The 16638-nt window shown below is 70.1% G+C and carries 17 protein-coding genes; 12 read left to right on the top strand and 5 right to left on the bottom strand.

The annotated features are described in order from the left end of the window. Positions 1-14: 14 nt before the first annotated feature. Positions 15-446: an Rrf2 family transcriptional regulator gene (locus PS467_RS40685; protein ID WP_311039543.1), complete on the bottom strand. Its 432-nt coding sequence runs from the start codon at positions 444-446 to the stop codon at positions 15-17. A gap of 858 nt (positions 447-1304) precedes the next feature. Here PS467_RS40685 and PS467_RS40680 point away from each other — a divergent pair. Then, a complete protein-coding gene (locus tag PS467_RS40680) occupies positions 1305-1454 on the top strand; it encodes a hypothetical protein (RefSeq protein ID WP_311039542.1) in 150 nt (49 codons plus the stop codon). A gap of 49 nt (positions 1455-1503) precedes the next feature. Here the strand turns inward: PS467_RS40680 and PS467_RS40675 are convergent, their stop codons facing one another. Then, entirely contained in the window at positions 1504-2454 is a 951-nt protein-coding gene (locus tag PS467_RS40675; protein WP_311039541.1) for a LysR family transcriptional regulator, read from the bottom strand. Between the two features lie 95 nt (positions 2455-2549). Between PS467_RS40675 and PS467_RS40670 the strand changes: the two genes are divergently transcribed. The 5 genes from PS467_RS40670 (at position 2550) to PS467_RS40650 (ending at position 6588) form a co-directional block, all read left to right on the top strand. Then, on the top strand, positions 2550-3311 hold the full coding sequence (locus PS467_RS40670) for a sulfite exporter TauE/SafE family protein (RefSeq protein WP_311039540.1): 762 nt from the start codon (positions 2550-2552) through the stop codon (positions 3309-3311). 55 nt (positions 3312-3366) lie between these two features. After that, complete coding sequence (locus PS467_RS40665) at positions 3367-3966, top strand: hypothetical protein (protein WP_311039539.1); 600 nt, start codon at positions 3367-3369, stop codon at positions 3964-3966. After that, positions 3963-4103 carry a hypothetical protein gene (locus PS467_RS40660; protein WP_311039538.1) on the top strand — a complete coding sequence of 47 codons (141 nt, stop codon included), beginning with the start codon at positions 3963-3965 and terminating at the stop codon, positions 4101-4103. The genes PS467_RS40665 and PS467_RS40660 overlap by 4 nt, the downstream gene beginning before the upstream one ends. Before the next feature lie 73 nt (positions 4104-4176). Beyond that, complete coding sequence (locus tag PS467_RS40655) at positions 4177-5646, top strand: MFS transporter (protein WP_311039537.1); 1470 nt, start codon at positions 4177-4179, stop codon at positions 5644-5646. 39 nt (positions 5647-5685) lie between these two features. Further along, a complete protein-coding gene (locus tag PS467_RS40650; protein ID WP_311039536.1) occupies positions 5686-6588 on the top strand; it encodes a sulfotransferase domain-containing protein in 903 nt (300 codons plus the stop codon). Here PS467_RS40650 and PS467_RS40645 read toward each other — a convergent pair. The 3 genes from PS467_RS40645 to PS467_RS40635 form a co-directional block, all read right to left on the bottom strand. Beyond that, the gene (locus tag PS467_RS40645) at positions 6567-6857 is read right to left on the bottom strand and encodes a hypothetical protein (RefSeq protein WP_311039535.1); all 291 of its coding nucleotides are present in this window, start codon (positions 6855-6857) and stop codon (positions 6567-6569) included. The two genes, PS467_RS40650 and PS467_RS40645, sit on opposite strands and share 22 nt — an antisense overlap. A gap of 185 nt (positions 6858-7042) precedes the next feature. Continuing rightward, positions 7043-7588, bottom strand: coding sequence for a restriction endonuclease (locus tag PS467_RS40640; protein ID WP_311039534.1), 546 nt, complete (start codon positions 7586-7588; stop codon positions 7043-7045). A 215-nt stretch (positions 7589-7803) separates the two neighbouring features. Then, positions 7804-8361, bottom strand: coding sequence for a 2'-5' RNA ligase family protein (locus tag PS467_RS40635; RefSeq protein WP_311039533.1), 558 nt, complete (start codon positions 8359-8361; stop codon positions 7804-7806). Positions 8362-8644: 283 nt separating this feature from the next. Between PS467_RS40635 and PS467_RS40630 the strand changes: the two genes are divergently transcribed. The 6 genes from PS467_RS40630 (at position 8645) to PS467_RS40605 (ending at position 16246) form a co-directional block, all read left to right on the top strand. After that, positions 8645-10057 carry an MFS transporter gene (locus PS467_RS40630; protein WP_311039532.1) on the top strand — a complete coding sequence of 471 codons (1413 nt, stop codon included), beginning with the start codon at positions 8645-8647 and terminating at the stop codon, positions 10055-10057. A 501-nt stretch (positions 10058-10558) separates the two neighbouring features. Next, positions 10559-12091 (top strand): ABC transporter substrate-binding protein, encoded by a 1533-nt coding sequence (locus PS467_RS40625; RefSeq protein ID WP_311039531.1) that lies wholly within the window; start codon positions 10559-10561, stop codon positions 12089-12091. A 6-nt stretch (positions 12092-12097) separates the two neighbouring features. Further along, positions 12098-13042 carry an ABC transporter permease gene (locus PS467_RS40620; RefSeq protein WP_311039530.1) on the top strand — a complete coding sequence of 315 codons (945 nt, stop codon included), beginning with the start codon at positions 12098-12100 and terminating at the stop codon, positions 13040-13042. Next, on the top strand, positions 13039-13884 hold the full coding sequence (locus PS467_RS40615) for an ABC transporter permease subunit (protein ID WP_311039529.1): 846 nt from the start codon (positions 13039-13041) through the stop codon (positions 13882-13884). The genes PS467_RS40620 and PS467_RS40615 overlap by 4 nt, the downstream gene beginning before the upstream one ends. Further along, complete coding sequence (locus PS467_RS40610) at positions 13872-15443, top strand: ABC transporter ATP-binding protein (RefSeq protein ID WP_311039528.1); 1572 nt, start codon at positions 13872-13874, stop codon at positions 15441-15443. The genes PS467_RS40615 and PS467_RS40610 overlap by 13 nt, the downstream gene beginning before the upstream one ends. Before the next feature lie 17 nt (positions 15444-15460). After that, complete coding sequence (locus PS467_RS40605) at positions 15461-16246, top strand: class I SAM-dependent methyltransferase (protein ID WP_311039527.1); 786 nt, start codon at positions 15461-15463, stop codon at positions 16244-16246. Positions 16247-16638 lie beyond the last annotated feature (392 nt).

Raw genomic sequence — 16638 nt, 5'->3', positions numbered from 1 at the left:
TCGGCGGTCCGAGGTCAGGCGGCTTTCAAGACGTCCCGCAGCACGTCCTCCAGCGTGGTCTTGGCCAGCTCCCTGCGCAGGGCGGCCTCCACACCGTCGTACACGGCGGTCATCGCGGGCCCGATGCCGTGGCCCACGACGCACTCGTGGTCCGGTGTCGCGCGATGCAGGGCGAAGACCGGCCCCGGTTCGATCGCCTGGTAGACGTCGAGCAGGGTGATCGCCGCCAGGTCCCGCGCGAGCATCCAGCCCGCCCCCGCGCCCCGCCGTGAATCGGCCAGGCCGGCCTTGCTCAGCTTGGCCAGCAGGCGGCGGATCACCACCGGGTTGGTGTTGACGCTCGTCGCGATCTGCTCGGAGGTGGCGACCTCGTGGCCACGCCGCTGATACAGCCCGATCCATGTCAGGGCGTGCGCCGCGATGGTCAGCCTGCTGTTGGCACTCACGTCGGACTCCACCTCCCTCGCCCCTCGGTTCTGGTCGTAACGATAATTGTTACAACCGCATGCGGCAAATCCTGCGGAGCCGGCCGGACCGGCCTCGTCAGCCCGCCTGATGCGCGTACCCGGCCTTCTCCACCCACGGCGGGACAGGCTCCCGGCCCACATTCCCGCCCCATGCCGTCGAGCACACCGCTGCGGGCGCCGCCCGCAGCGGCGGCCGACCGAAGACGGAGCTGAGTCGATCATCGTCGAGCTGCCAGCGCGCAAGGCGTCCTGCCGACGTGCCCCTTCTGCCAGCGCACGGTCGCCTGGAGATTCCGACGCGACGACGCACGATGCTGCCGCCGCTGCTACGACCAGACATGGCTTCTGCCCTGCTCACGCTGCGATGCGTACTCCCCAGGGAGAGCCGCTCTGCTCGCCCTGTATGCGCCGTGATCCGGTCAACCACGAGACCCGTACCGCATGCGGACGCCTGGCTCTACTCCTTCGGGGCGAGGACGGCGCCGGCCTCTGCACGCGACGCTGGCGGCCTCCCCTGGCAACATGCTCCAGCCGCGGCGACCACAAGCCCTGCCACAACGCGGACACCGACTCGCCACGCTGTCCGAACTGCACCGCCCGCCTCCATCAAGAACCCTGCAAACGATGCGGCACCGTCCGTCCCGTCTGGGGCCGAGCCGAGGACGGCTCCGCTCTCTGCGAAGCCTGCACCCGCCACAAGGAACCCTGCCACATCTGCGGCCAGGTCCGTCCAGTCCACGGCCGGCCGCCCGACGGGCCCCTCTGCAAGAGCGACACCTCAAGAAGCGTCTGGACCGACTCGGCATCCCTACCCCAGCCGGCCGAAACACCGCTCTCATGGAGCTGGCAGGGCAGCTTCCCGCAGTGGTCCTCAGCCGGCTCCTCGGCCTCCACATCAACACCGCCACCCTGTGCTCCCAGGACGCGGGAAACTCCCGTCCCGGCTACACGGCGGGGGTTGCCCGCAGGGCACTCCGCAAGGACTGACAGCCGGGTGACCAGTAAAGGACGGGGATAGGTCTCGGCCCGTGTTCGGTCAGCCCTCGGGGAAGGATTGCCAACCGAGGGGGGCTCCGTGTGCACTGCGAAAGGAAGGCTCGGACTGGGCCGCATGACGCAGGTGTTCGGCGAGCGCCGCGGTGGCCGTCGACGAGGCACGGTCCTTGACGCCCCAGGCCAGTAGATGGTGGCGGCGGGCCCAGGGCTCCTGCAGTTCGCACACGGCGAGGGACTGGTGAGGGTCGATGGCGCGGCGCGGTACGACGGCGAGCCCGACGCCGGCGGCGACGAGGGCGACGAGGACGCTGAGGTCGGCGACGGTGGTGCGGTGGCGCACCACCGGAGCGTGCGGCCCGAGGTGCTTCTCGATCCAGCGGCGCAGCGAGGAGTCGGCGTCGAGGCCGACGAGAGGGTGTTCGGCGACCTCGTTGTAGGTCAGCGCGGTCCGTCCGGCGAGGATGCCTTCGGCCTGGCCGATCACGACGAGGGAGTCGTCGCCGAGGGGCTCCATGTGCAGGCCGCAGTCGCCGGCCTCGTCGTCGAGGACGACCCCGAGATCTGCCTCGCCGTCGGCGAGCATCCGCACAGTCTGCGGTGTGCGGCTCTCCGACACCGTGACGTCGACGTCCGGGTGGGCGCGGAGGAACGAGATCAGGGCCTGCGGCACGAGCCGGTGCATCGCGGAGCCGCCGCCCAGCAGGGTCACGGGAGCGGTCGGGGACCGGGTGTAGCTCGCGACGGCGCTTTCGAGCCGCGCGGTCCGGTCGAGTACGTCGCGTGCGTGGCGTGCCAGGGTCGTCCCCGCCGGCGTGGGCCGCACGCCCCGCCGGCCGCGGATCAGCAGTGCCACGCCGGTGTGGCGTTCCAGCGAGCGCACTCTGGCGCTGGCCGAGGGAAGGCTCAGGTGCATGCGAGCAGCACCCGCCGTGATCGACCCCTCCGTGACGATGTGGAGAAAGAGCCGCAGGTCGTCCAGGTCATAGCGCACTGACTCAGGCTAAGGCCAAGCCTTAGGCTCAGCCTTAGGCTCAGTACACCGATTCCGCATTGTGGACCCGCTCGTCACGGGGCGATGCTCGGCAGGTGATCGAGTTCTCGCTTGTCCTGCTGGCCGGTGTCGCCGCCGGAGTCCTGAACGCCATGGGGGGTGGTGGCACATTCGTGGCGCTGCCCGCTCTCGTCGCCTTCGGTCTGCCACCGGTGACGGCGAACGCGGTGTCGCGGGTCGCCCTCGTACCCGGCGCCGTGGCCAGTGCGTGGGTATACCGGCGCGAGCTCACCCCCGTCGGGCCCACATCCACGAAGGCGCTCACAGCAATCAGTGTGATCGGCGGTGGCCTCGGTGCCGGCCTGTTGCTGGTCCTGCCCGCAGCGTCGTTCGACGCCGCGGCGCCGTGGCTGCTCGCCTTCGCCACGGTAATCCTCGCCTCTGGCCGCCACCTCTCTCGGGCGTTGAGCAGGGCGCTGGGCCGCTCGGTGGGCATGAGTTCACGAGCCGTCCTGATCGGACAGTTCTTCCTGGCCGTGTACGGCGGATACTTCGGCGGAGCCGTAGGCATCATGATGATGGCCCTGTGGACCATCGGTCTCGGTCTCGACGCCGCGGTCAGCAACCCGATTCGGATCGCCCAACTCGCGGCCATCTATCTCAGCGCGACGGTGCTGTTCCTCACCGCCTCGGACGCACTAAGCGCTCCGCTGCTCCTCACCGCCATGCTGATCGGTGCCGTGGCCGGGGGCTTCGCCGGCGCCCACCTGGCCCGCCGTCTTCCCGCCTGGCTGCTGCGGGGCGTCCTCCTGGCGACCGCCGTGATCACGACCGTCCTGTATTTCCTGCGCGGCTGACCACACGGAAAGCCGCAGCGATCACTGCCGTCGTCGGAAGCGGAGGCCGACTGACATGACCGAAAACGGCGCGGGAGCGGGAGCCACCGCACCCTACACAGACGCGGCGCGAGCGAGGCTGGTGATGGCTTACGAAGCATGCGAACTGGCCGACCTCGCGCGTGCCGCCGTTCCGATCGGCGAGCACGAGCTGAACCCCGACGGCACCATCCGCGCGCCAGGCACTGTGCTGGCCGACGCCACCCGTGTGCTCGCCGCCGCGCAGCGGTTCTTCGAAGCCGCCGCCGTGTTCGAGCACGTCGGCGGCGCCGACTGGCAGCTCATCGGCGACGTCCTGAACGTGTCTCCTCACACCTCTCGCGTGCGGTTCGCGATGGCCGAGACCGCCTTCCGGGAGGGACTGCTCTCCCCCGAGGGGACTCGATCTGACCAAGCCGCCGCCGAGGTGAGCAGCCTGCGGGCCCACACGGTCAGGGAGCCGCTGGAAACGGCCCTCGCGACCTCGACGACTGGGTGCTGCGCCATGAGGACGGCCCGGACGAACTCACAGACCGGCTGGCAAGCGCACCCGTCTTCGACGACTTGGTATTCCTGGAGGGGCGGCACCAGGTCAGTCAAACGGTCGAGGAGTACATCGGAGTGTGGCGTTCGGTGAATGATGTCCGAGTACAGCTCGGCGAGGAGAAGTTCGAGCGGTTCCTCGGCTACGCCAGGGACCGCATCGGGGACGCCCGTACGGTCGAAACCACCTACCTCACCCGCGCTTGGGCGGCCCGGCGCCGTAGCGCCTGAGCACGGCAGCCGACGGCCATTGTCACCCGGCCACCGCAATCACCGGGCTGCGGGCCCGGGAAGATCGAGGACCATGTCTCTTTCTCGTCCCGAGCACGCGGCTCGTCCCCGGAAGGCGCTCTACCTCACGGCGCTGCTTGTGGTGACGAACTTCCTGGTGGTCTTCGACGGGCTGGTCGTCACCGTCGCGCTGCCCACCGTGCAACGCGGCTTCGGCATGAGCCAGGTCGGTGCTCAGTGGGTCATGACGGCGTACATGCTTCCCCTGGGAGGCATGCTGCTGCTTGGCGGCCGGTGCGGCGACAGGTACGGCCGCCGACGCGTCCTGACCACCGGCCTCGGGCTGTTCACCGTAGGCCTGATGCTCGCCGGACTCGCGCCCACACCCTGGCTGCTCCTCGTCAGCAGGGCCCTCCAGGGCGTGGGCGCGGCCCTGGCCGTCCCGACGTCCTTCGCGACCATCAGCAGCCGACCCGACGCGGGTGACCGCGACCGCATGTTCGCCGCGGTCGCGGTCGCAGGCGGGCTCGGTGCAGCTGGCGGAGCCGTCGTAGGCGGCGCGGTCATCCAAGGCCTCGGCTGGCGCTACGTCTTCCTGCTGTCCGTGCCTGTCGCGGCCTGCGCTTTCCTCTCCGCCCCGAAGCTTCTGCCTGGCCACCGGCCTCGCGGGCACCCCGACGGCTTGGACCTGCCAGGTGCGGCATTGTCCGTCGCCGGTCTCATGATCCTCGTTTACGGCATTGCCGGCGTCGAGCACGCCGGGTTGGCCTCGCCCGTCGTGTTGGGCTCCCTGGCGGGGTCAGTCCTCGTCTTCCTCATGTTCATCAGCCACGAACGCAAGGCAGCAGCGCCTTTAATCCGCCCAGAAGTACTGCGCGTTCCCTCTTTCCGGACCTCGGCACTGGCCATGCCCGCCAATGAATTCTCCTATCAAGGTACTGTCTTTATCGGCCTTCTATTCTTTCAACAGGCCCTCGGATACAGCCCATTGGCAGCTGGGCTGGCCTTCTGCCCCCTAGGTATCGTCGTCCTCGCCGGTTCCCCGCTGACAAAGCTATTGCTACGGCGCTACCACTGGACGATCATCGCCTCGTGCGCACAGTTCCTCAGCGCATGCGGATTCGTTCTTCTGGCGCTGGCTTCTCCCAGTGCGCGGTACGTGCCGCACATTTTGCCCGGTCTACTCATCCTCGGCCTTGGCACGGTCGTCGGAGCCGTTACCTTCAACATCGCCGCGGGTAAGGATCTCTCGGCGAACGAAAAGGGCGTAGGCTATGGCCTCTTCGAAACAGCCAAGTACGTGGCAGGTGTCCTTGCGATTGCCTGCCTGGGGAGCATCGCCGCCGCCCGTACCGCCCACATGGACGCGGCTGACCAGGCAACGGCCCTGGCTGCCGGGTACCGCCTCGCTTTCCTTGTGGCCGCCGGTATCGCTGTCCTGGGTGGTCTGGTGACAGTCCTGCTGGGCGGCGATCAAAAAGGGTTCGCGCACGAACGGCCCGGTACCGTCCGCGCGTCACGCTCCCGAAGGAACGTCAGCTAACACGAAACCACTCCTTCCAGGATAAAGTGAAGGTGCAGCATGAGCGGAAAAGTCTACTACCTCCTGCACGGAATACAGGACCGATACAACGCCCTGTACCAGGAGAACATGAAATGCCTCGGCGCCGAGGACATCGCTGTGGCCAGCATCGGCGGCTCCGGGCAGTCTTTACTCGGCAACATTCTCCAGGAGGTGGGACTCAACTATACGGACCCGTACATCGAAGCCCTGCACGCTGACGGAACCAGCAGCCCGGTGCCCGCCTACAGCGACTATGCCCAAAGGCTCTCCGCGACAGCGGACCGGCACGGCGGTGAACGGCCCCTGCAGAAAGGACAATGGCCTCGCTTCTTCAAGACCCATCTGACGCCAGGTTTCCTTGAGCAGCGCCCCCTTAAGGGGGTATGGATACTCGTGCGGGACCCGCGAGACTCCCTCTTCTCGTGGTACAAGTTCCGCACCAATTTCGCCAAAGACCCACTAGATATCGCATCGGGAACCTTCCATGCCTGGCTCGAACGCCCTGGACCAGCGGGAGTAAGCCGCCTTGCCGACTGGTCCATATTTTATGAGCAGTGGGCAGATCGCCGCGCGGCCTTCCAGGTATCAACACTGACGACCTACGAAGACCTCAAACGTGAACCGGTTGCCACACTTCGGTCAAACTTCGAAGACCTCGGTGTCACCGTGCCCGACGACGCCATCTCGCGGGCCGTCGAGAAGAGTAGTTTCGCAAATATGCGCGCGCACGAATCCAAGTCCCAGGCGAAGCATCCCGACCCCGTCGAGGGAAACACCAGAATCATGCGCAGTGGCACTCCCAACGAATGGCTCCAATGGATCACCCCCGAGCTTGAGCGCCAATTCATGAAAGGAGAAATGCCTGCGGTGGCCGAACGCTACGGATACGACCTCGCCCCTCAGCAACGGTCAGCAGGATGAGGATGGTCCTGAGCCGACCGGCCCCGCACGAGCTGTTGGAACACCCGCTCCACCGCCACCCCGCTGGAGGGGAACTGGGTACTGGCCATGATCGCCTGCAACCGCGTCGCGGCAGAACTCGCCAACGTCGCCGGGCAAGGTGAACCCATCCGCGTCGTCTCGCCCGGCTCCACCAGTTCCATGAACTCGCGCTGGGCGGTGACGACGTCGGTCTCCAGGGGCTCCCTCACGCGGGCGGCGCCGGAGGCGACCTCGTCCACATCATCCACGGGCAGCATCCTGGCGGGCTTGCTCGGCCCCGGCCTGCTCGCGCCGCCACACGAAGTCCTCCGCCTCAAGGCCGAGCTGCCCCCGGTCGATCCGCGCCGCGATCTGGGCGCGGCGAGCGCGCTGGAGGTGGATTACCTTGCGGCAGTTGAGTGCGCGTCCCGGTGCCGGAGGCGACGGGGTGCTGTCAGTCGTGGTCCGGGTGCAGTCGGCGGTTGTTGCCGGAGCGCCCGATGTCCAGGGTCAGAAGCGAGGTCAGCGTGGTGCCGTTGTTCCAGAAGCCGAGCAGGTTGACGTCGATGAGCGTCAGGTCGTGCTTGGCGGCGAAGGTGCGGGCGGGGCCGGTGAAGACGCAGGAGGCGACGAAGACGGGGACGTCGGCGCCGTGTTCGGCGCGGGCGGTGCCGTTGAACGTCTGGATGTCGCGGCTGCCGACCGTGCGGTGCTTCGCATAACGCTTGCACTGAATGACGATCTTCCGTCCGTCGGGCAACCGCCCGATCACGTCCGCGCCCAAGTCGCCGGCGCCGCCGACTCGTTCCACGTCGGTGCAGCCGTCGCGGCGGCACAGCTCGGCGATGTACTCCTCGAACTCGCGATCGTCCATGGCCCAGACTGCGTCCAGCGAACGGCGGGCCTGCCGCCGCTCTTCTTCGGCGAGCCGTGTTTTCTCAGCTTGTGCTTCACGGCGCCCGGCGCGTACCAGGGCCGTGACGACGACCGCGGCGACCACCGCGGCACATACCCCCAGCAGCGTTGTCCCCATGCTTTCCTGCCCTCCCCTGTCGCGGCGGTGTGCCGCCTTGTTGCTCCCCATCCAGCGGCGGGTCTACCCCGTGAGGTCGGCCAGGCAGCATGCGACGTTGCGGGTGCGGAACGCTCCGGTGTACTCGTCCGCCGGTCCCGGTAACGCCCGAGGAGGTGTGCTCTGGCGCCGCTGCGCGCCTCTCAGAGGTGGGCCGTCAGGCGGTACTCGGCACGGTCCTGCCAGCGCGTTCCGTCCCAGGTGATGAGGTGCACGGCCTGGACGTGGCAGCTCAGCGGCAGCCGCGGGGCCAGTTCGGTCTGCAGCGCGTCGTACGCGGCGTCCTGGGTGGCGGGGCCCTCGCTGTTGGCGACCGTCAGGTGCGGGGCGAGCCCGGCGCCGAATATCCCCCGGTAGGGCACCGCCTCGGGCCAGCGCCGGGTGAGGTCCTTCGTCAGCGCGGTCACGGGGCCGTGTGGCCACGGGTCGAGGTAGAGCACCCCAGGGAAGCGTCCGAAGGCGTCGAAACTGAGGGTGAAGGCCGCGTGCCCGGCGAAGAGGCCGGTCAGTTCGCGGTCGGTCGCGGCATCGATGCGGCTCTCGTGCAGGAACGGGTAAAGCACGGTCACATGGGCCGGGAACCCGGCCCGGACCAGCGGATCGGCTGCGGGCACCTTGATGGTGAACGCGGTGTCGCCCGGCACATCCGGCCATCCCGAGGCCGCTCCCGCGCTCCCGGCGGCGTCTTGGTCTGCGCACATGGCCTGTCATGATCGCAGCCGCGGGTCCCGCGGGACAGCCACGGGAAGCGGAGAGCGGGAAAGGGGGTCGGCGTGGCGCGGCGCCGGGGTGGCGGTCGGTCACCCATGCGGTGCCGGTGTCCTCGGGAACGCACCGTCATGCGGCGGAACGACGGCCCTGTATGACGGCGTTCTCAGCCGACAGTGACGAAAACATGACGCAGCAAATGGTGATCCACGTCACTCAGTGCTGCGCCCCGTCCTGGGTAGGTGCCCGCTGCACGTACCCAGGAAAGGGATCTTCATGCCGACAGTCCTCGACAGGCCGCCGACCAACGAGCCGAACCCGCGCACCGGGCGTTTCCTGCGCCGCCTCACCCTCGCCACCGGCGGTGGCATGTTCATCGACGGTTTCGTCTTCGCCTCCGTGGCCGCCGCCCTCGCCGGGAACGCCATGGCGCGTGACATCGGTATCACCGCCACCTGGAGCGCGCTGATCTCGGCCTCGACGCTCGTCGGCACGTTCTTCGGCGGCCTGGCCCTGGGGTACGTCACCGACAAGGTCGGCCGGCGGCCGATGTTCACCATCGACCTCTCGGTCTTCCTGATCTGTTCGGTGCTGATGTTCTTCGTCACGTCGGCCTGGCACGTCTTCGTCCTGGGCCTGGTGATGGGACTGGCCGTCGGCGCGGACTACTCGATCGGTTCTCCGCTGCTGGCCGAGTTCTCACCCAGCGCCCGGCGCGGCCACTACCTGGGGATCCTGGAGATCCTCTGGAACGTCGGTTACGTGGTCGCCTACCTCATCGGCTACGTCATCAACACCAACTGGCCCGGGGCCTGGCACATCACCCTCGCCGCGAGCGCCGTGCCCGCGGCGCTGTGCCTGCTCGCCAGGCACGGCCTGCCCGAGTCGCCGCGCTGGCTGATGTCCAAGGGGCGCCGCGAGGAGGCCATCGCCATCATCGAGCGTGAACTGGGCACCACCTCCGACAGCGATGGCTTTCACGCCGAAGAGCCCGCCAAGACCCGTTACCGCGAGCTGTTCTCGCCGGCCTACCTGCGGCGCACCGTTTTCGCCTGCACCTTCTGGATCTGCATCGTCCTGCCGTACTTCGCGCTGACCTTCTTCCAGCCCACCGTTCTCAGCGCGATCGGGCTCGGGGACAGCGCTCTGGCCGGCGCCCTGCTCGGCACGGTGATCGCCTTGCTCGGCGCGGCAACCGGCTGGTGGCTGGTCGACCGCGTGGGCCGCCGGACCATCCTCATCTGGCCGATGTTCGGCTGCGCTCTCGCCCTTTTCCTGGTCAGTCTGGGGCATGTGCTGCCGATATGGCTCGGCACCGTCTGCTTCTTCGGTTACCTCTACTCGTACGGGATCATGAGCATCCTCCCCGGCATCTACCCGGAGGAGGTCTTCCCCACCTCGATCCGCACGTCCGGCGTCGGGCTGTCCTCCGCGGCCAGCCGCGTCGGCGCCGCCGTCGGCACCTTCTTGCTGCCCCTGTCCCTGACCCACCTCGGACTGAGCTGGTCCATGTTCTTCATGGGCGTGGTCTCGCTGATCGGCGGCGTCACGTCGCTGATGTGGGCGCCGGAGACCAACGGCGCGAACCTCACCGACACCGGACACCGCGACGCGGACACGGCGGGTTCGTGGTGGGGCAAGGGCACTCTGGCCCCGCAACTCCCCGGCAAGCGCCCGGCCGCGCCGTAACACCGCGCGGCCTGAGCGATGCCGCAACAGCCGCCCCGTGCACCCGGTATCACGACCTGGGCCAATGCCCGGTCATCGTCCACCCCTCAGCCGGCCTCCACTCAGGTTGCACGCCGGCACACCGTGGCTGACGAGCGCATCCACGAAGGCGGCACGTCGTCGGGCGTGACGAACGGGCGGACGATACGCCCCCGACGGGAAGAGGACAGCCCGTGCTTCCGCCGGTGGCTGAGAGCCTCCCTCCTGCCGGACCTCCACAGTGGCTGGTTCACCAGGTCCATTCGTACTGCGGGCTGCTCCAGGCGGCGCACGTTCGCGGCGGCTACGCCGAGTCCACACCCCGGACGGTCGGTGAAAGCGACGTACGCCGCGCGTGATGCCCGGCGACGGATCGGCCCTGCGTGATCGGTCCCACACCCCGCCCTATTGCATATCACTTGCAATTACTTATTTGATGCGTGTTCCGTGCTTCATGAGCAGCAGGCAGGAAGGTGCGTCCCCATGCCGGTCACCCCCACCCGCCGGAGTGTGCTCGCCGCGGCGGTCGCGGCAGGCGCCGGCCTCATCACCGGCTGTTCGTCCGCCGATTCCGGTTCCTCGTCGCCCAAGAAGGGCGGGACGCTGCGCGCGGCCTTCCCCGGCGCGGGCGTGAAGGAGACGATGGATCCACACGCGCAGCGGCAGTTCGTCGACATCGCCCGGCACAAGGCCGTCTTCGACAAGCTCGTCGAGCTGGACTCGACCCTGCGGCCGGTCCCGGGCCTGGCCCGTGCGTGGTCCAGCGACGACGAGGCCCGGGTGTGGCGCTTCGAGCTGCGCGAGGCCCGGTTCCACGACGGGCATGTCCTGGACGCCGACGACGTGCTGTACAGCCTCTCCCGCATCCTCGACCCCGACGCCGCCGACCACTTGGCGAAGAACTCCCTCTCGCACGTCGACCTCGCCAACTGTCGCAAGGCGGGCAAGCGGGGTGTGGAGATCGCCCTCACCCGGCCCAACGCCGAGCTTCCCAGCCAGTTGGCGATGACCGGCACGTCCATCGTCCGCGATGGCTGGGACGACCCGACGAGACCCGTCGGCACCGGCCCGTTCCGGTTCGTCTCCTTCACCGCCGGGCGTAGCTTCACCGGCCGCCGTTTCGACGACCACTGGAGGGGAGCCCCGCACCTGGACGAGGTGCGGATCCTGTCCGCAGAGACCGAGGCCCGCGCCGCCGCCGTACGCAGCGGCGAAGTGCATTTCGCGCACGAGATGACACCCACCTTCGCCCGCACCGTCGCCCACGACAGCCGGGTGCGGGTCGTGGCGACCAAGCACAGCGGGGTGCAGGGTTTCGCGCTGAAGACGGACCGGGCGCCGTTCGACGACCCGGACGCGGCGCTGGCGGTCAAACTCCTCGTGGACCGGGAGCGGCTGGTGGAGGTGGTCTGTTCGGGCCGTGCCGAGATCGGCAACGACCTGTACGGCAAGGGCTACACGTACTACCCGGACGGCCTGGAGCAGCGCGAGCGGGACGTAGCGGAGGCCCGGAGGCTGCTCAAACGCACCGGTCTGTACAACAAAAAGGTCACCTTCTACACCTCCACGGCGGCCGGCGGTTTCCCGCAGGCGGCGCACCTGTTCGCCGAGCAGGCCGGTGAGGCGGGCCTGAAGGTGGACATCGTCAACGGGCCGCCGGAGTCTTACTTCACGGACGTGCTGGGCAAGGGCACCATCACCAACCACCGGTGCGGCGCCATGACGATCCCCACCTACCTCAGCGAACGGCTGCTCTCCGACTCCCCGCAAAACCAGACCGCCTGGAAGCACGCGGACTTCGACGACGCCTTCACCGCCGCGCGGGCCGTGGCGGATGATGACGAGCGCACCGAGCGGTACTGGTCGGTGCAGACGACACTGCGCGACCAGGGCGGACTGGTGCTGTGGGGGCATCCGGAGTGGCTGAACGCCATCTCGCGCACCGTCCAGGGTGTGAAGGAGGCCCCGCCCAACACCGTGGACTGGGCACGGTTCGACACGGTGTGGCTGGGGTGAGTCCGGGTGCTGCGCTATGCCTTGCGGCGGTGCGCGTGGACGTTCTTCCAGCTGGCCGCGGTCAGCGTCATTGTCTTCCTGCTGACCGACCTGCTGCCGGGCGACGCCGCCACCGTGGACTTCAACGAACAGGCGGGGCTGGATCAGGTTGCCCAGTTGCGCGAGCAGATGGGGCTCGACCGGCCGCTCGCCGAGCGGTTCGCCGACTGGGCGCACGGTCTGCTCACCGGTGATCTCGGTACGTCGCTGGCCGGCGGGGGTCCGGTGAGCGAGGTGCTGTCGTCCTCGGTGCCGGTGACGGCCGCACTGGCCGCCGTCACCGTGGTGCTGCTGGTGCCGCTAGCCGTCGCGGTCGGCCTGCTGACCGGGTTGCGGGCGGGCAGCCGCACCGACCGGGTCGTCTCCGCGGTGACGCTGACGCTGACCTCGGTGCCGGACTTCGTCCTGGCCCTGCTGCTGGTCGGCGTCTTCGCCCTGCGCCTGGGCTGGCTGCCGTCGACGTGGGTGGGGGCGGACGACGTGTGGTGGCAGCGGCCCGAGCTGTTCGTGCTGCCGGTGGCGGTGCTGCTGGCCCGGACGGTGTGTGTGCTGTCGCGGCAGATCCGGGCCGGTACGGTCACGGCGCTGGGCGCCGGTTACACGGTGCAGGCCCGCCGCCTCGGAGTACCGCCGGTCCGGTTGGTGCTGCGGCACGTCCTGCCCAACGCCGCTGTCCCCGGTGTACAAGAACTGGCCCGCACCGGCGACCAGTTGCTGGGCGGTGTGCTCGTCGTCGAGGCCGTCTTCGCCGTCCCCGGCACCGCCACCGCGCTGGTCGAGGCCGTCCAGAACCGCGACGTGCCCACCGTGCAGGGGCTCACCCTGGCCCTGGCCGCCGTGGCCTGCCTGCTCAACCTGGTGGCGGATCTCGTCAGCCACCGCCTGGCTCCCCGTACGGAGGTGCTGCGATGAGCGCCGGCGGGCGGACCCGGCGGGCGGCGGGCGGGGCGCTGCTCCTGGTGCCGCCGGTCACCGCGGCCGTCGTCGGCCCGCTGGTGACGGACGCCGACATCCCGTCCGACGGCATGCCCTACGCCCTCGGCGGCGGGCATCCGCTCGGCACGGACGCCCTGGGCCGGGACGTCCTGACCCTGGTGCTGCGCGGCGGGGCCAGCTCCCTGGGCGTGGCGTGCGCCGCGGTGGCGCTGGCCGTCGCCGTGGGCGCCGCGCTCGGGCTGGCCGCGGCGGCCTCCCGCAGCCGGTGGCTGGACGACCTGTTGATGCGGCCCGTGGAACTGCTGCTGCCACTCCCTTCTCTGCTGGTGATCAGCGTGGTCGGGGTGGGCTGGCGCGGGCATCCGGTCGCGGTGGCGCTGGCGGTGGCCGCCCTCAACGTGCCTGCCGTGGCCCGGCTGTTGCGGGCGGCGGCCCTGGACGCGGCCAGTGGACCCGTCGCCGAGGCGATGCGGCTCCAGGGCGAGTCGAGCGCGCGGATCCTGTTCGGGCACGTCGGACGGGCCGTACTGCCGGTCGCCGCCGCCGACGCCGGCACCCGCGTCGGCGGCGCGGTCTTCACGGTGGCCGCCGCCAACTTCCTCGGCCTCGGCCTCGATCCGACCTCGCCGGACTGGGGCGTGATGATCGCCGCGAGTCGGGAGGCCCTGTTCGTACAGCCGTGGGCGGTGCTGGTCCCGACGCTGATGCTGGTGATGTTCACCGTCGGCGTCAATCTGCTGGCGGACGGCCTGCTGCCGCACTCCGGCCGGACCGGAAGGAAGGCCATGGGACGGAAGGCGACGGCGTGGAACCAGTGATCGAGGTCAGCGGTCTGACCGCCCACGCGGGAACGGCCCGGCTCCTGAACGGTGTCGACCTCACCGTCACACCCGGCGAGGTGACCGCCCTGGTGGGACCGTCCGGCAGCGGCAAGACCACCGCCGCGCTGGCCCTGCTGGGCGAGGCCGCACCCGGCGTACGGCTCGGCGGCATGGTACGGGTCGCCGGCGTCCGGGTGGTGGACGACGACGGACCGACGCGCTCCGCCCGTGACGTGCGCGGCCGGATCGCCGCCTACCTGCCCCAGCACCCGGCCCACGCCCTCAATCCCGCCCGGCAGATCGGCCCGGTCCTCACCGAACTTGCCCGCCTGCACCGGACCGACGGCACGGACGGCCGCGCCGCCGCCACGCGGTACGCGACCGAGGCACTGCGCACCGCCGGCCTGCCCGACGACCCTGCCACCCGGCGCCGCTTCCCGCACCAGTTCTCCGGCGGCCAGCGACAACGCGTGGCCCTCGCCCAGGTACTGGCCTGCGGCCCTCGGGTCCTGCTCCTCGACGAACCCAGCACCGGCCTGGACACGGTGGCGCGGCTGCGGCTGGCGGGACAGCTGTCCCGGCTGGCGTCCGACGGCTACACCTTGCTGCTGCTCAGCCACGACCACGACCTGGTGCGCGCGGTGGCCACCCGGACCGTGCTGCTGGAGCGCGGCCGGGTGACCGCCGCGGGCCGCACACCGGAGGTACTGCCGGCCCCCGCGGTGCCGCCGCCTCCCCCGGTGCCGGCCGCGCCCGCGAGATCCGCTTCCGTACTGGACGCGCGGGGTCTGACCGCGTGGCTGCGGCCGGGTGGCCGGGGCGAGGTGCTGCACGACGTGGCGGTGCGGGTGCCGGAAGGGGGCTGCACCGCGGTCGTCGGCCCCTCGGGCAGTGGCAAGACCGTCCTCGCCCGCTGCCTCGCCGGACTGCACGAACGCCACCGCGGACACCTCAGCTACCGAGGCGAGCCCCTGCCCGCCCTCCGCCACCGCACCACCCGGCAGATCCGGGGCGTGCAGTACGTCTGGCAGGAGGTGCGCAACTCCTTCGACGAGCGGCGCACCGTCCTGGAACAGGTCGCCCGCACCGCCGTACGGCTGCGCGGCCTCACGGCGCGGGAGGCCGAGTGGCAGGCCCGGCAGCTTATGGAACGGCTCGGACTCACGCCGGCGCACACCACGCGGCACGCCGCCGCACTCTCGGGCGGTGAACTCCAGCGGGCGGCGCTGGCACGGGCGTTGCTCGCGGAACCCGACGTGCTGATCTGCGACGAGATCACGACGGCGCTCGACGCCGTCAGCACCGACCTGGTGACCGCCGAGATCGCCCGCCTCCGCGAGGAGCGCGACACGGCCGTGCTGTGGATCGGCCACGACCTCCCACTCATCGAGCGGCTCGCCGACGACCTGGTCGTCCTCGACACCGGCAGGGTGGTGGAGAGCGGCGACAGCCGTACGGTCCTGACCTCCGCGCGCTCCGAGACCACCCGCCTGCTGCTGCGGTCCCGGCACCTGGGCGCCGCCACCCCGGCCCCCTCCGAACAGAGCGACCAGTGAAGGGAACGCCCTCACCCATGACCGCCACCACGACCACGTCCGACTGGCAGCGGTGGCAGACAAGCCGGCACCGCCAGCAGGAGTGGTACATGCCGGACCGGGAGGAACGCTTCCGCGTCATGACCGACGCGGTCGAGGCCGTGGCGGGCCGCACCCCGCTCGTCCTCGACCTCGCCTGCGGCACGGGCAGCATCTCCGACCGGCTGCTGTGCGCGCTCCCCGGCGCCCGCACCGTCTGCGTCGACATCGACCCGGTCCTCCTGACCATCGCCCGCGGCCACTTCTCCGGCGACGAACGCGTCGCCTTCACCGAAGCCGACCTCACCGACCCCGACTGGACCGAACGGCTCCCCCACACGTCCTTCGACGCCGTGGTGACCGCCACCGCCCTGCACTGGCTGGACACCGAACCGCTCCGCCGCCTCTACGGCACTCTGGCCGGACTGCTGCGCGAAGGCGGCGTGTTCCTCAACGCCGACCACATGTCCGACGAGTCGGCGCCCCGCCTCAACGCCGCCATGAACGCCCTGCTCACCCAGCGCCAGGAGGGGCAGCGGCGCGAGGGCGCGCTCGACTGGGCCGACTGGTGGAGCCGGGTCGCCGACGACCCCGCTCTCGCCGAACCGGCGGCGCGCCGCTTCGCCCTGCTCGGTGATCCGCGCGAGCCCCGGCCCGCCGACGCGCGGCCCGACCGCCCCACCACTGTGCAGTGGCACCTCGACACCCTGCGGGAACAAGGCTTCACCGAGGCACGGCAGATCTGGTGCTCGGCCGGCGACGCGCTGGTCGCCGGGCTGCGCTGAGCCACTGGCCGACAGGACACCACGCCCGGCACGCCTTCCGACAACACGCCGCCGGGCCGCACCATCAAGCGCGGTACCCTCCTCCACCCCGTCGTACAGAAGGATGTGGACGGATGGAGGCATCGGCTCGGTCTCCTTGGCCGATTGCCTGCTCGATCTCCTACTGACTCCGCTGCCCTCTCCTGACGAACGCCTCCTCCGACGCGCCGGACCGGCACCGCCGGTAGCAGCGGCGGGCGTAGAGCCGGTCGCGCGTGGATGTGCCCTGGTTGGACGACGCCGACGTCTGCCTCGATCCGGTGCGAGGTTCCGGGCCCGCGGCGGGCCCGGGACCCGACCGGGTCTCAGTGGCTGGTGCTGCCGGCGTTCCTGCCGTCCCGCTCCAGGGCGAT

The organism is Streptomyces luomodiensis, from assembly GCF_031679605.1.
In the GTDB taxonomy this organism is placed as follows: Bacteria; Actinomycetota; Actinomycetes; order Streptomycetales; family Streptomycetaceae; genus Streptomyces; species Streptomyces luomodiensis.
The sequence above is the reverse complement of the archived record's forward strand: the minus strand, read 5'-3'. Positions and strand labels throughout refer to the sequence as shown.

Bases quoted from the DNA above. Each gene is read 5' to 3' on its own strand.
- PS467_RS40680 (WP_311039542.1), top strand. From the start codon at position 1,305: ATGGAGCTGGCAGGGCAGCTTCCCGCAGTGGTCCTCAGCCGGCTCCTC.
- PS467_RS40665 (WP_311039539.1), top strand. From the start codon at position 3,367: ATGACCGAAAACGGCGCGGGAGCGGGAGCCACCGCACCCTACACAGAC.
- PS467_RS40655 (WP_311039537.1), top strand. From the start codon at position 4,177: ATGTCTCTTTCTCGTCCCGAGCACGCGGCTCGTCCCCGGAAGGCGCTC.
- PS467_RS40650 (WP_311039536.1), top strand. From the start codon at position 5,686: ATGAGCGGAAAAGTCTACTACCTCCTGCACGGAATACAGGACCGATAC.
- PS467_RS40635 (WP_311039533.1), bottom strand. From the start codon at position 8,361: ATGTGCGCAGACCAAGACGCCGCCGGGAGCGCGGGAGCGGCCTCGGGA.
- PS467_RS40630 (WP_311039532.1), top strand. From the start codon at position 8,645: ATGCCGACAGTCCTCGACAGGCCGCCGACCAACGAGCCGAACCCGCGC.
- PS467_RS40625 (WP_311039531.1), top strand. From the start codon at position 10,559: ATGCCGGTCACCCCCACCCGCCGGAGTGTGCTCGCCGCGGCGGTCGCG.
- PS467_RS40615 (WP_311039529.1), top strand. From the start codon at position 13,039: ATGAGCGCCGGCGGGCGGACCCGGCGGGCGGCGGGCGGGGCGCTGCTC.
- PS467_RS40605 (WP_311039527.1), top strand. From the start codon at position 15,461: ATGACCGCCACCACGACCACGTCCGACTGGCAGCGGTGGCAGACAAGC.